Here is a 13,871-nt window from a genome sequence, read left to right on the forward strand (position 1 = left end):
GATATACTGTATTTATAAATCCTCATTGTCGACTTCGTTAGCGCACCAAAAAATACAACGGAGATAGATTTGCATTTATTGACAGATTTATCTTAGTTTGAGACATTATGATAGATTCGATTTTAAGTTTTATCCGATTTGTTTTCAAATATAAAAATGGACTTGTAGACAAAATCATGTTCTATGTGAGCATGATTTGCGCCGCAATCGTTATTTTTAATGTGGGCTATGTTACTGATCCTACATTGGGGAAATTGCTTGGTAAAACAATTCATTATCTTTTCTTTGTCCTATTTGTCATGATTGCTCTCCGCGAGTCATCTTCCATTTACGCACTCAAAAAAATTGCTGTTGAGCATTACGCGGGCTTAGTTATCCTCATTTACTTTGTATTTATTCTTATTGCCCGTTTTGCAGAATTTGGAGCGCTTTCTGTTTTTTCAAGAGAACAGTGGGTTTATCTAGGAATCTATCTTATTTTTATCGCGGAGTTATCGAAGAGCACACTTTTCTTTGACAATTTTTATTTTAATCCGACAATATTGTTTGTCATCAGTTTCCTGGTTCTTATCTTGCTCGGGACCGTACTCTTGATGCTGCCCCGTACCACGGTAGAAGCTCCGTTAAGTTTTGTGGACGCCTTATTTATGGCAACGAGTGCTGTTTGTATCACAGGCTTGTCAGTTGCCGATATTTCAACCAATTTTAGCATGTTCGGACAAACTGTAGTCATTGTTTTGATACAGGTTGGCGGGTTGGGTATTATGACATTTACAGGTTTTTTTGGCTATTTTTTCTCTGGCGGATTTTCTTTTAAGAATCAATTGATGTTTGGTGAAATTCTAGGTGAAAATAAAGTGGCCTCTGTCATTAAAACCCTATTGACCATGATATTTATTACGCTGCTGTTTGAATTTCTTGGCGCTATACTGATCTTTAGTACCTTAGAAAGTGCTAATTTTCCAAATTTAGGGAGCATGGTTTTCTTTTCGATCTTTCATTCTATTTCTTCATTCTGTAATGCTGGATTTTCGATCTTATCAGGGGGCATTACCAATGAAGCCTATAAATTCAATTACCCATTCCAGTTGGCGTTATCTTCGCTTTTCATTCTTGGTGGTTTGGGTTTTGGAATTGTATTGAATTTCTACACCTATATTAAAGAATCTATATTGCTTTATTATCACCGATGGATCACAAAGAAAAACTATAAGCATAAAGCATGGAGCTTTAGCTTTAATTCTAAATTGGTGCTGGTCTGTAATGCGATTATTATTGTAAGTGCAACTTTGTTTTTCTACTTTTTGGAGCGAGGGAACACCCTTTCTCTTGAAAGGGGAATCGATGGTGAATGGGCAACTTCCTTCTTTATGGCCAATGCAGCGCGTTCAGCAGGTTACAATAGTGTTGATTTGAGTTTTGTCGGGCCACCGACTGTTTTTTTGATTATGATTCTGATGTGGGTCGGGGCTTCTCCCGGATCTACTGGTGGGGGAGTAAAGGTAACTACCGTTGCTGTTTCGCTGTTGAATATTGTTTCTCTGGCTAAGGGAAAAGAATATATTGAGATTTTTAAAAGGAGGATAGCCGGCGAATCTGTTAACAAGGCTTTTGCGATTATTCTGTTGTCGCTATTCGTCGTAGGGTTCAGTTTTTTTATGCTCATTTTTACAGATCCCGATAAGAGTATGAAAGCACTCCTCTTTGAATCACTATCAGCCTATACAACATGTGGATTAAGTTTGGGGATTACACCATCACTCAGTATGGGCGGAAAATTGATTATTGCCCTAACAATGCTCGTCGGACGTGTGGGTATGCTGACTCTGCTGGTCGCTTTTATTAAAAATACAACACGGAGAAATATTGTATTTCCGGAAGAAAAGATCTTGTTTTAGGTAGACCGACAAGCGTATTGACTAACTTTTGATGAACTTATCGGAGTAATATGAGCAGGTAGAGAGAAAGAGAGCTTGGAAATAACAGTAAATTTATTTTAGTTTGAGATATGAAGTATATTGTTTTAGGATTGGGGCATTTTGGACGCTCTTTAGGAGTACATCTTACTGAGCTCGGACATGAGGTGATAGGGGCAGACCGAAATCTCAGTATCGTTGAACAACTCAAGGACAAGATAACGCACACGGTATGCCTAGATACAACCGACCGAGAAGCGGTATCGTCATTACCCCTTAAAGATGCCCATGCAGTCATTGTTGCTATTGGAGAGGATGAGGGAGCTTCGCTCATGACCGTAGCCCTCTTAAAACAGTTGAAGGTTAAACGTATCATTGGTCGTATCGTTTCAGATTTACAAAAGACTGTTTTGGAAGCAATGGAAATCAATGAATATATTATGCCCGAAGAAGAAGCTGCTGAACGATTGGCGATGCGCTTGGACAATATTGATATTGTCGATTCGTTTAAGGTTTCGGATAAATATTCCATTGTGGAGACTAAAGTGCCTGCTCGTTATGTGGGCATGACATTACGTGAAGCGAACCTGACCAATTTATACAAGGTTATCGTGTTGACCACTGTGAAGATCACAGAAACGAAGAAGGACGGTGTGACCAAAGAACAAAAGGAAGCTTCTGGAATTGCTGCCTCGGAAACGATCATGGAAGAAGGCGATATTTTGGTTGTTTTTGGGGAGTTATCCAATATTAATAAGTTAATTCAAAAAGGAGAATAAAATATGTTATTGACAACAACTGGTACTATTGAGGGACACCAAATTGAACGTTATTTGGGGATAGTCTCTTCCGAAGTGGTTCTGGGAGCGAACGCAATCAAGGATATGATGGCGGGTTTTCGTGATTTTTTTGGCGGAAGATCCAATTCTTATGAACGCGCATTCCAGGAAACACGTGAAGCTGCGTTGCGCGAACTTGAAGACCGTGCACGCGCATTGGGTGCTGATGCCGTCGTTGGAGTGCGATTAGACTTTCAAACGGTAGGAACGGGCGGAATGATGATGGTGGGCGCAACGGGAACGGCCGTAAAAATGAAATCTTAATTACCAAAAGCCCTAAATAACATTAGGGCTTTTTTAGTGCTTAAAAGACATGACATTGATCGATCGTATTTAATACCTATTATAAACTTTCTGTTAACAGGGCACTGAGCGATAATTATAATTGTATATAAAAACAAATTTATCTAAGTTTGGCTTTTAAGACTTTTAAACAACCTAAGAAGGTAAATGAAATCATCGAGTTTTATCAAACCGCGTGTAATGTGTTCATAAATACAACGAAAGGCAAGTTATGAATGAACGATTATTTGGTAAGTTGAATAAATTAGATATATTCATCACCTTAAAATGACAAATTTATACGGATGAAAAATTGGTTTAAGGCGAATTCAGCACATTTGATCGTTATTGCGATATTTATTGCGCTCGTATTTTTTTATTTTACCCCTGTTTGGCAAGGAAAAACACTGGCGCAGTCGGATGTGGTACAAGCGCAGGCGGCACAGAAGGAATTATTTGATTTTAAGGCAAAGGATGGTAAAGCGCCTTTATGGACTAACTCTATGTTTGGCGGGATGCCGACTTATCAAATTTGGCAAGAAAATGAGAATAACATTGGTACTTATTTCTTAAAAGCGGTTAAGTTCGCCTTTCCGAGCCCAATGGATACAGTGCTATTTTATTTGTTGGGTGCTTATTTCCTTTTTAGTGTCTTACGGATCAAACCCTGGCTGGCAGCAATTGGTGCAATAGCCATTGCGTTTACATCCTATAATTTTATTTATATTGAAGCTGGGCACATAACAAGGGCTAATGCAATTGCATTTATTCCACCCGTTATTGCTGCGGTTATTATGTGTTATCGGGGAAGTAAATTGTGGGGGCCTGTATTATTGGCGCTGTTTCTTTCGCTGGAGATTCGTGTAAATCACTTGCAAACAACCTATTACCTGTTGATAGTCCTGATGGTATACGTGATTTTCACTTTCGTAGATGCGATTAAACAAAAACAATTAAAAGGTTTTTTTATTGCTTCGGGGAGGCAGATTATCGCTGTGGTCATCGCTTTGATGGTAAATGCATCTATTTTATTACCAACTTGGGAATATAGTAAATTAAGTACGCGTGGACATGCCAATATCACGAAGGTTGATAACAACAACGCCAAAGAGAAAGGGCTTGATAAAGAATATGCCTATGAGTGGAGCCAAGGGATTGGTGAAACCATTACCTTTTTGATTCCAAATGCCTATGGTGGTTCAACTGGTGGACAATTGGACGAAAAATCACATGTTGCTAAATTCCTAATGGAACGAGGAGGTGCGTCGGAGATTCAAGCTGCTCAGATGGCACAAGGTATGCCAACCTATTGGGGCGACAAACGTTTTACGTCGGGACCATGGTATTTTGGGGCCGGAGTTTTCTTCTTATTTGTTTTAGGCCTTGTTATTGTCAAGGACCGCTTCAAGTGGTGGATTTTGGCAACAACCATTTTAGCATTGCTTTTGTCTTTTGGAAAAAACTTTACACTTGTATCAGATCTGTTCTTTGACTATTTCCCGATGTACAATAAGTTTAGGGCTGTTGAATCCATTCTTGTTGTGGTTTCCATTACAGTACCTATGATGGCAATTCTGGCTGTCAACGAGCTTTTGACACGGGCGAAGGAGATTCCAAACTTAGATAAAAAAGTGCTGTATACTTTTATTGGTGTCGGTGGCGTCTGTCTGCTTATTGGCGTGATGCCCGATCTCTTTTTGAACTTTAGAAATGCGGGGCATAGCAATTTAGTAGCAACTTTTGAGCACGAGATAGGCGACAAGGCCTTTGCGACGGATTTGGCAAACCAGTTGGTTCTGGATCGTAAAGATATCGCAAGCAAAGATGCTTATCGTTCCTTTGTCATCGTTCTACTAACTTTTGGATTTGTTTGGGTCTTTTTAAAGAAGAAACTGAGCGAAGGTGTATTACTGGGGACATTGCTGGTCTTATTCTTGTTTGATTTATGGAGTGTAGATAAGCGCTTTTTGAATGACAAATCTTTTATGGAGAAAGGGGCTACAGCACAGCAAGTATTCCAACAACGGGAAGTGGATCAATTGATCTTAATGGATAAAGATCCAAGCTATCGTGTGCTAGACTTGACTTCGGATCCGTTTTCGGATGCCCGTCCATCCTACTTCCATAAATCCCTAGGAGGATACCATGCTGCAAAATTAATGCGCTTCCAGGAAATTTTGGAAAATCAATTTAATGGTGCCCTTAATGAAGATGTGCTGGATATGTTCAACGTACGTTATTTGATTACGACAGATCCTCAGAATCAGTCGCAACGTATTGTAAGAAGAAGTACCGCGGCAGGAAATGCTTGGTTTGTGGATCGGGTAAGTTTTGTGAAAGGAAATGCCGAGGAGATGCAAGCAATCAGTTCTTTTGATCCACATAAGGAGGCGTTTGTGAATCAACAATATCAAAATGAGATTAAGGCTAAAACTTCGAATGCTTCAACGACAGGGGAGATTAAGTTGACATCTTACCATCCGGATAAAATGCAATATGAATATACGGCTGCCAATGATGCCTTTGCGGTATTTTCTGAAGTATTTTATGATAAAGGATGGAAAGCCTATGTGGATGGAAAGGAAACGCCGATTATCCGTGCGGATTATATCCTAAGAGCACTGCAATTACCTGCGGGAACGCATAAGATAGAATTTGTTTTTGATCCAGAGTCACACAAATTTGGTAATTTATTGACATTAATCTCGTCTATTGTTCTTGTATTGGGAATAGGAGCGGCGATATATTTCTCCTTTAGAGGGAATAAAAAAGAAACAGCGGCTTAGTTGCTGTTTCTTTTTTTATTGTGTGAGCTTTAGAATAATTTGAGCTGCGGATCGGTTATTCTAAAGCTTTTTCTATGATGTGGAGTGGAGCCGTGTGCCAATACAGCTGTTCTGTGCTTAACTGTCGGATACCCTTTGTTGTTGAGCCAGTCGTAATCGGGATAATCCAAGGCGATGTTGTCCATGTATTCATCCCGGTACGTTTTAGCCAAAATAGAGGCCGCAGCAATGGATAGGTATTTTCCATCCCCCTTCACAATACATGAATAAGGTATCTCTTGGTAAGGAATAAACTTATTCCCGTCAACAATAATATACTCGGCTTTGGTCTTTAAGAGATCAAGTGCCTTATGCATCGCCAGGTAGCTCGCATTGTGGATATTTATGCGATCTATTTCTTCTGCTGAGACGCTCGCAACGGCATAAGCAAGGGCTTCGCGCTCAATGATGGGGCGTAAAGCCATCCTCTTTTTTTCACTTAGTTGTTTGGAGTCATTAAGAAGTTCGTGATGGTAGTCTGTGGGGAAAATCACTGCTGCAGCGAAAACTGGCCCTGCCAGACAACCTCTTCCCGCTTCGTCACAGCCGGCCTCTATCCACTGCTCCTGATAATATGATAATAGCATGTTCAGTTCTTTAAAATAGCCGAAAATACAAATAAATTTAGAGTTATCTATTGTAACTTCTGTGTGAATATCGACCGTTTACATTAATTAACACTAATAATGTCTTCTTTTGTAAAGATTTAGAGCGCTAGACTATTAAAACGTTGGAATAATTTCCATTAACAAAATAAAAGTTTGTTCTTGTCTAGGCCATATTGTTTCAAATTAAACTTGAGCAATAGTTTTAGAGTCAAAGATTTATCAATTATAGAAATATAAAAATACGTATTATGAGAGGCTTTGTGCTTTTTTTGTTTAGTATGCTGATGGGATGGACCGTTTATGGCCAGACGAAGAGCGTACAGGGAATGTTGAAGGACGACAAGAATCGAATTGTCGCCGGTGCAACAGTGAAATTAACGTCAAAATTGGATTCCATGACGACAGGATCTAATATGGCCGGGATTTTTATCTTTGATAAAGTCAAGGCGGACACCTTTAAAATTACGGTTTCAAACCTTGGGTTCGAACGTTTTGAGCAGGAATTAAGTATCCCTAAAGGCGAATCAAAGCATATTATTCCAAGTTTGACTTTACAACAGAACTCACAGATGCTACAAGAAGTTGTTGTTGATGGAGTCCCTACAGTCGTTGTCAAAAGTGATACCCTCGAATATACCATGAAAGATCTAAAACTCCGCGATGGCGCGGTTGCCGAGGACGCTTTGAAAAAATTACAAGGGGTCGAAGTCGATAAAGACGGCAATGTTACGGCACAAGGAGAGTCTGTTAAGCGGGTTCGTATAAATGGTAAGGACTTTTTTGGTGGAGATGTAAAGACAGCAACACAGAATCTACCGGCAAATATTATCCAAAAGATGCAGGTCATCGATGATTATGGCGATATGGCCAATGTCACCGGTAATAAAACGGGTGATTCAGAAAAAGTATTAAATATTCAGATAGACCCAAAATACAATACAGGACATATGACTACCCTACGGGCAGGCGTGGGAACCGAAGATCGTTACCAGGCTACAGGGATGTGGATGGGGATGCGCGAAGGTGAACAAATTTCTGTATTGGGAAATTTGAACAACACCAATGCACCCTTATTTGACTTTAGTACCGTTGGTGGCGGTGCGCGTCGTGGCCAGGGTGGCGGCGGCCGTCGCGGCGGCGGCATGTTTGGCGGATCGGACGGTTTAACTAAAATCGGTTCTATCGGGCTGAATTACCGTAAAGACTTTAATGATAAATTGACGGTTTACGGTAGTTACAGTTATAGCCATAGCAACAATACAACAATATCGCAGCGCTTTCAGGAAAATACACTACCTAATATCATGCAAACGGATAGTGTTCAATCTAATTCCAATACAGTAGGAGCAAGCCACCGTTTTGAAGCAAATGTTGAATGGAAGCCTACTACGAAAGACTATATCAAAATCTCTCCTCAGTTTGGTTACGACAATAGTGATGTAACGACAGGTACCAATTCGCTAACTTACCGTAGTAGCGTATTTAATAATTCACAGGCCCAAGATATTGTTGCAAATTCTACTGCACCGAGATTTGGAATTAGCGGATTGTACAACCATAAATTTAATGATAAAGGAAGGAATGTTTTTGTAAACATGAACTTCAATAATGCAAAAACAACGAAAGATCAGAATGCCATTCTAGATAGGTTGTTGGCGGATCCCAACAATGCAAATGCTCCACTAGATTCGATCTATGAAAAGACGATTCTAGAAGCAAATAATAAAAGTTGGAATGGGGGCGCTTCGGTGAATTATACTGAACCTGTTTCTGAGAAGGGAAAAGTGGAATTTACCTACGACTTCAACAAAAATAAGTATGACAATTCGAACAAACAACAAGGGTTTGATCGCGATGGAAACCTTATTGCAGAAGATCCCAAGTTGAATTTTGATTATAATTATGATTATTCCTTCACAACACATAAAATCGGGGCAAACTATTTGTATAGTGGCGATAAAATAACCTATTCCATTGGAGCTGCGGCTCAGCCTTCTCAATTAAGAGGTGATGCGATCAGTTCAGGATTAGTGGTTCCAATTCATCGCAACAACATGAACTGGATGCCTATTGCACGTTTTGAATATAAATTTTCGAGACAGTCCAATATCTCTGTGAATTATTCGGGAACACCGAATGAGCCTTCAGTAACGCAGATCTTGCCGTTTGATATGAGTACAAACCGGACCAGTATCGTAATTGGTAATGCAAATCTGAATCCGGAATTTAGCCATCAATTGAATGTAAGATTCCGTCAGAATGATTTTCAAAAAGGAAACAACTTTTTTGCGTTCATTAATGCCGGTTTGACTAACAACAAAATTGTGAGCTTGAGCAAAAGCTATTTTGATGATCTAATGGATTATCAAACTGGCCAAACAAATTCGACGTTAGTTTCCGAAACCCGCTATTTGAATGAAACAAGCGATAAGCCATTTAATGTGAGTTCTTTCTATCATTATGGTAAATCACTGAAAGAAAAAACATATAATATTATGTTAATGGGGGGTGTGTCTTACAATAAAAATATTGGATATGTTTCCACAGAGAAAGATGATAACGTAGGTCAAAAGAACATCGCCCGGAATATTGTATTAAATCAAGGTTTAATGTTTAGATATAATCCTTCCGAGAACCTAGAAATCAATCCAGGGGTACGCTACCAATTTAATCATACAGAGAATTCATTGACAAATCGTACGACGAATGTCTCATCCTGGACACCAACATTGATTGGTTCTGTTAACATAACAAAAACAACCATTTTCGGAGCGGATCTATCCAAGCAATTCAACAGTGGTTATGGAGCCGGCATTAATGCAAATCCTTTCGTCATAAATACCTATTTGGAGCAGAAGTTCTTGAGTCAACAACGCGGTACTGTACGTCTACAAGCATTTGACTTGTTAAATCAACAAACGAATGTTTCAAGAACGGTGAGTGAGTCTATGATTACAGATAGCCGTACCAACCGTTTGGGACGATATTTTATGATTTTGTTTACTTACAAGTTCCAAAAATTCGCTATGGGGAACCCTGAAGGCGAGAACAGATTCCCAGGCGGAATGAGACCACCGCGTATGTAATTTGAATAATCTTATTGCTATAGGATATAAAAACGGTCATAGTGATTTCGCTATGACCGTTTTGCGTTTAAAAATGCCTAGTTTTGTGATCACTTCATGTGCCCTATGATTTGAAGATTGAGCAAAGTGGCGAAAGAATGTACGATTGTATATTTTTTTGGAGGAGATAGTCAAGGCTAACGGGCACACAAAATAGATAGACTAAAGAAGTTACAGCAAGTTTATACTGCATGGAATACGAAATTATTAGACTTTCAAACGGAATACGCGTAGTATTTCAATATCAGAATTTACCGGTTACACATGTCTGCATGGTCATCAATGCGGGGTCTCGTGATGAGTCTGCTGGAAAATATGGTGTAGCCCATTTTATTGAGCATCTTTTATTCAAACGAACAGAAAGACGCTCGACACAACAGATTATAAATCATTTGGAATCCGTTGGCGGAGATTTGAATGCTTATACAACGAAGGAATATACCTGTGTACATGCCTCTATTCTTCAGCCTTATTTAAGTCGTGCCTTAGATCTTTTTGAAGATATCTTTTTTCATTCCACTTTTCCCGATATAGAATTGGATAAAGAAAAATCTGTCATTGTAGATGAAATGGCGTCTTACCTGGATAGCCCAGAAGAGTCTATTGTAGACGATTTTGAGGATCTGGTTTTTCAGGGGTCGGGTTTAGGACACAATATTTTGGGACTGGAAGATCAGCTTCTCGCACTACAAAAGGGCGATATCGTCGACTTTATGCAGGCAAACTATGATACAAATGAAATGGTTATTGGTATCACAGGTAATTATACGCTAAAAGAAGTTGAGCGATTGTTGCACAAGATCTTTGGTGGTGTTCCAGCAAATACAATTATGCGGATGAGAAACGATGTCAATCCAATTATTGAACAGCATCTTGCAGTTGCAAAACCAATTAATCAGGTTCATTACATGCTTGGATCTTTGGCTTACGGTTATCGTGATGAGCGTAAGACAGGGCTGTTGCTTTTGAACAATATGCTTGGCGGCATGGGAATGGGTTCTATTCTGAATCTTTCTATTCGGGAGAAATATGGAATAGCCTATACCATTGAATCTAATTATACTATTTTTTCGGATACAGGGTTATTTAGTATTTACCTCGGTACCGATGAAGAAAAAGTTGAAAAAGCTAAAAAACTCGTCTTTAAAGAACTAGCGAAGCTAACCGAGCAACCGCTATCCGAAACTGCAGTAAAAAAGGCGAAGCAGAAATTTATTGGTCAGATTGCTTTGACCGAAGAGAACCGTATGAGTATGATTATCTCTGCCGCGAAAAACGTGATGGACTATGATCGTGTCATCTTATTGGACGAAGTAATTGAAAAAATTCAGGACTTGACTAATACAGGGCTGCTGGAAATAGCGCAAGATGTATTTGACCCGAAGAAGATGTTGTCGCTAAGTTTTGTTCCCGAAGACTGAATTTAAGGATCGATAGATCCTTCTGAGGAAATGAACAATATGAGATCGAACGGCCGAAGATGGGAATATAGCTGGCTGAAATGAATTTATATTGCATATAAAAAGCAATTTATCTAAGTTTGCGCTTACGGGAATTCGTTCTCATCAACCATTGACTGCAGAAAGCAGATTCAATACCTATTGTAGCAGACAAATAAACGAATAAAAAATATAAGGGATGAAAACAGCATATGTATTTCCTGGTCAAGGGGCCCAATTTGTTGGAATGGGGCAAGACCTGTATAATTTAAATGATGAAACGAAAGCTTTGTTCGAACAGGCTAACGATATTTTAGGATTTCGCATCACGGATGTCATGTTTTCCGGTACAGACGAGGAGTTGAAACAAACCAACGTAACCCAACCGGCTATTTTCTTGCATTCGGTCATTTTGGCAAAAGCATTGGGAGAGTCTTTTCAACCGGACATGGTTGCAGGTCACTCATTGGGTGAGTTTTCGGCTTTGGTAGCAGCGGGCGCACTGAGCTTTGAAGATGGCTTGAAATTGGTTGCACAACGCGCCAACGCGATGCAAAAAGCATGTGAGCTTCAGCCTTCAACGATGGCTGCGATATTAGGTCTGGAAGATGCTATAGTGGAAGAGATCTGTGCTAAAGTTGATGACGTAGTGGTGGCAGCGAATTATAACTGTCCCGGACAATTGGTGATTTCGGGATCTATTGAAGGTGTGGACAAAGCTTGTGCTTTGCTGACCGAGGCCGGTGCTAAGAGAGCATTAAAATTAAACGTGGGTGGAGCATTTCACTCACCATTGATGGAATCTGCCAAAGTCGAATTGCAAGCGGCTATCGAAGCTGTAAACATTTTGTCGCCTCGCTGTCCGATTTATCAAAATATAGATGCCAAACCACAGACAGATCCAGCGGTTATCAAGGAAAATCTTATTGCGCAATTAACTGGCGCTGTACGGTGGACGCAGACAGTACAAAATATGTTGGCCGATGGTGCAACAGCTTTTGTAGAAGTAGGTCCAGGAAATGTATTGCAGGGATTGGTTAAGAAGGTTGACCGTCAGGTGCAGACTTCTGCGGCTTCAGTGACCGCGTAACAAAATGTTCAGTATAAAAAAAGGAATTATTTTGCTGTGCCCTCAAAAAGTGTCCAACTTTTTGAGGGCATTTTTTATGAACGAAAAATCGGAATCACATCAAGAATTACCTGTCCATCCCTGAAAAATGTTTACAAAAGGTCTAATACGGTTCTTACTTTACTTCAAGAATTAACCTGTAAAAATGGTGTCCATTCCTGAAAAAGGTTTACAAAAACCGAATATTAAAATCTTAAATTTAATATTATGAAAAAGCGTATGACAAAACGTAAATCAGGGGGACAGCAAGTTTACAGTGATAGCTTCAAGATCCTCGTTTCCAGAGAATACCTTGCCGGCAAGCTGAGTTATTCGCAACTTGCCCAGAAGTACAATCTTCCGGGGGAAGCCACTCCGCGGTATTTTATGAAATGGTACCAGCAGTGGGAAAACAATCTGGAGCTGGAAGTTTCCCAGACTGTTGAGCCAGAAGACACTGGGGTGAAAAATGAGCAGGATCTCAGGGATGAACTCTTCCAGGCGAACCTCAAAATTACTGCCCTGGAGATGTTGATCAAAAAAGCGGAGGAGCTCCATGGGGCTGATTTTGTAAAAAAGTCTGGGGCCAAATCGTCCAAGAAATGAAGTCGTGTTACCAGAATGTTTCGGTCTCCAGACTTTGTGGACTATTTGGCAGAACAAGGCAATCCTACTATAAATATATGGGCAGAGAACAGGAATACTCCGTTCGCAGCGGGCTTGTGCTGGCGCGGGTACGTGAAATTCGGAAGGACTCCCATCGCATGGGTACCCTTAAACTCCGCAGCATATTGGTCAAAGAAATGGGTAGTGCGATGGTTGGACTGGGAAGGGACGCTTTCTTCAGACTGTTGCGCGAAAATGACCTTTTGGTCAAATGCAAACGCAGGTATGCCATCACCACCCAGTCCGACCACCGTTTCAAAAAGTGGCCCGACCTTGTGCAGCGCAGGCAGGCCCTGCGTCCCGAGCAGATATGGGTAAGTGACATCACCTACATCCGCATCCGGGACAAATGGATCTACCTGTGCCTGGTCACAGATGCCTATTCCCGAAAGATCGTGGGCTACAAACTTACGCACAGGCCAACAGCACAGGCCTGTATATCAGCGCTCAGGATGGCAATATCACATAGAATGTATCCACAGAGCGATCTGACCCACCACTCCGATCGCGGCATCCAGTATTGCAGTACAAATTATGTCACTATATTGCAGGAAAATAGGATTACAATAAGCATGACACAATCCGGAAGCCCGTACGACAATGCCGTGGCAGAAAGGCTAAATGGCATCCTAAAAAGCGAATATCGCATGGCTGAGACCTTTCCAGACTACAAAACGGCACTTGCACAGCTGGTCAAGGCAGTCAATATATACAATCATTTTAGGCCACATATGTCCTGCAATATGATGTCTCCCCAGCAGGCACATCAGCAATTGCAGAACCAAAAAGTTCCCAAAATGTTTCAAAGACGTAACGCTGAGTCAAAAAAGTTCCGCAGCAAAACTAGGGAAACTGTGGTTAGGGAAAGGACAACCGATAACAGTCAGAAAACGGACAATGACAACCAAATCCAGTAGAAAAAATAGGATGTAAAATCTATATAGTAATCTGTTCGGTAAATGTAAACCTATTTCAGTATAAGACATGGATAAGACATAGCGATCAGTTTCGGAGATTACTCGGTGCTTATTCGGTACTTGTTCGGAGCTCGTTCGGTACTTCT

Annotated in this window: 10 protein-coding genes; 9 read left to right on the forward strand and 1 reads right to left on the reverse strand. The window is 40.4% G+C overall.

The annotated features are described in order from the left end of the window. The first annotated feature begins 107 nt into the window (after nucleotides 1-107). The 4 genes from B4N43_RS08435 to B4N43_RS08450 all read left to right on the forward strand — a co-directional run bounded on the left by B4N43_RS08435 (nucleotide 108) and on the right by B4N43_RS08450 (nucleotide 5,823). Nucleotides 108-1,898, forward strand: a complete 1,791-nt coding sequence (locus B4N43_RS08435; protein ID WP_286734132.1) for a TrkH family potassium uptake protein — start codon at nucleotides 108-110, stop codon at nucleotides 1,896-1,898. A 110-nt stretch (nucleotides 1,899-2,008) separates the two neighbouring features. Continuing rightward, nucleotides 2,009-2,695, forward strand: a complete 687-nt coding sequence (locus B4N43_RS08440; RefSeq protein ID WP_075990332.1) for a potassium channel family protein — start codon at nucleotides 2,009-2,011, stop codon at nucleotides 2,693-2,695. A gap of 3 nt (nucleotides 2,696-2,698) precedes the next feature. Further along, nucleotides 2,699-3,019: a YbjQ family protein gene (locus B4N43_RS08445; RefSeq protein ID WP_088163334.1), complete on the forward strand. Its 321-nt coding sequence runs from the start codon at nucleotides 2,699-2,701 to the stop codon at nucleotides 3,017-3,019. 323 nt (nucleotides 3,020-3,342) lie between these two features. Further along, a complete protein-coding gene (locus tag B4N43_RS08450) occupies nucleotides 3,343-5,823 on the forward strand; it encodes a YfhO family protein (RefSeq protein ID WP_286734137.1) in 2,481 nt (826 codons plus the stop codon). A 29-nt stretch (nucleotides 5,824-5,852) separates the two neighbouring features. On the opposite strand, the gene B4N43_RS08455 is transcribed toward B4N43_RS08450, so the two are convergent. Continuing rightward, entirely contained in the window at nucleotides 5,853-6,449 is a 597-nt protein-coding gene (locus B4N43_RS08455) for a ribonuclease HII (protein ID WP_145330958.1), read from the reverse strand. Nucleotides 6,450-6,718: 269 nt separating this feature from the next. On the opposite strand from B4N43_RS08455, the gene B4N43_RS08460 reads away from it, so the two are divergent. The 5 genes from B4N43_RS08460 (at nucleotide 6,719) to B4N43_RS08480 (ending at nucleotide 13,725) form a co-directional block, all read left to right on the forward strand. Next, nucleotides 6,719-9,556 (forward strand): outer membrane beta-barrel protein, encoded by a 2,838-nt coding sequence (locus tag B4N43_RS08460; RefSeq protein ID WP_286734139.1) that lies wholly within the window; start codon nucleotides 6,719-6,721, stop codon nucleotides 9,554-9,556. Between the two features lie 230 nt (nucleotides 9,557-9,786). Next, entirely contained in the window at nucleotides 9,787-11,016 is a 1,230-nt protein-coding gene (locus B4N43_RS08465) for a M16 family metallopeptidase (protein ID WP_070560942.1), read from the forward strand. 217 nt (nucleotides 11,017-11,233) lie between these two features. Next, entirely contained in the window at nucleotides 11,234-12,124 is an 891-nt protein-coding gene (fabD, locus tag B4N43_RS08470) for an ACP S-malonyltransferase (protein WP_112375115.1), read from the forward strand. Between the two features lie 246 nt (nucleotides 12,125-12,370). Next, nucleotides 12,371-12,748 carry a hypothetical protein gene (locus tag B4N43_RS08475; protein WP_075993755.1) on the forward strand — a complete coding sequence of 126 codons (378 nt, stop codon included), beginning with the start codon at nucleotides 12,371-12,373 and terminating at the stop codon, nucleotides 12,746-12,748. Next, a complete protein-coding gene (locus B4N43_RS08480; RefSeq protein WP_157698357.1) occupies nucleotides 12,745-13,725 on the forward strand; it encodes an IS3 family transposase in 981 nt (326 codons plus the stop codon). Before B4N43_RS08475 ends, B4N43_RS08480 begins: the two co-directional genes overlap by 4 nt. The last annotated feature ends 146 nt before the right edge of the window (nucleotides 13,726-13,871 follow it).

The sequence above is a fragment of the Sphingobacterium sp. UBA1897 genome, assembly GCF_002337775.1.
Lineage (GTDB): Bacteria > Bacteroidota > Bacteroidia > Sphingobacteriales > Sphingobacteriaceae > Sphingobacterium > Sphingobacterium siyangense.

Bases quoted from the DNA above. Each gene is read 5' to 3' on its own strand.
- B4N43_RS08480 (WP_157698357.1), top strand. From the start codon at position 12,745: ATGAAGTCGTGTTACCAGAATGTTTCGGTCTCCAGACTTTGTGGACTA.
- fabD (WP_112375115.1), top strand. From the start codon at position 11,234: ATGAAAACAGCATATGTATTTCCTGGTCAAGGGGCCCAATTTGTTGGA.
- B4N43_RS08465 (WP_070560942.1), top strand. From the start codon at position 9,787: ATGGAATACGAAATTATTAGACTTTCAAACGGAATACGCGTAGTATTT.
- B4N43_RS08435 (WP_286734132.1), top strand. From the start codon at position 108: ATGATAGATTCGATTTTAAGTTTTATCCGATTTGTTTTCAAATATAAA.
- B4N43_RS08460 (WP_286734139.1), top strand. From the start codon at position 6,719: ATGAGAGGCTTTGTGCTTTTTTTGTTTAGTATGCTGATGGGATGGACC.
- B4N43_RS08455 (WP_145330958.1), bottom strand. From the start codon at position 6,449: ATGCTATTATCATATTATCAGGAGCAGTGGATAGAGGCCGGCTGTGAC.
- B4N43_RS08475 (WP_075993755.1), top strand. From the start codon at position 12,371: ATGAAAAAGCGTATGACAAAACGTAAATCAGGGGGACAGCAAGTTTAC.
- B4N43_RS08440 (WP_075990332.1), top strand. From the start codon at position 2,009: ATGAAGTATATTGTTTTAGGATTGGGGCATTTTGGACGCTCTTTAGGA.
- B4N43_RS08445 (WP_088163334.1), top strand. From the start codon at position 2,699: ATGTTATTGACAACAACTGGTACTATTGAGGGACACCAAATTGAACGT.
- B4N43_RS08450 (WP_286734137.1), top strand. From the start codon at position 3,343: ATGAAAAATTGGTTTAAGGCGAATTCAGCACATTTGATCGTTATTGCG.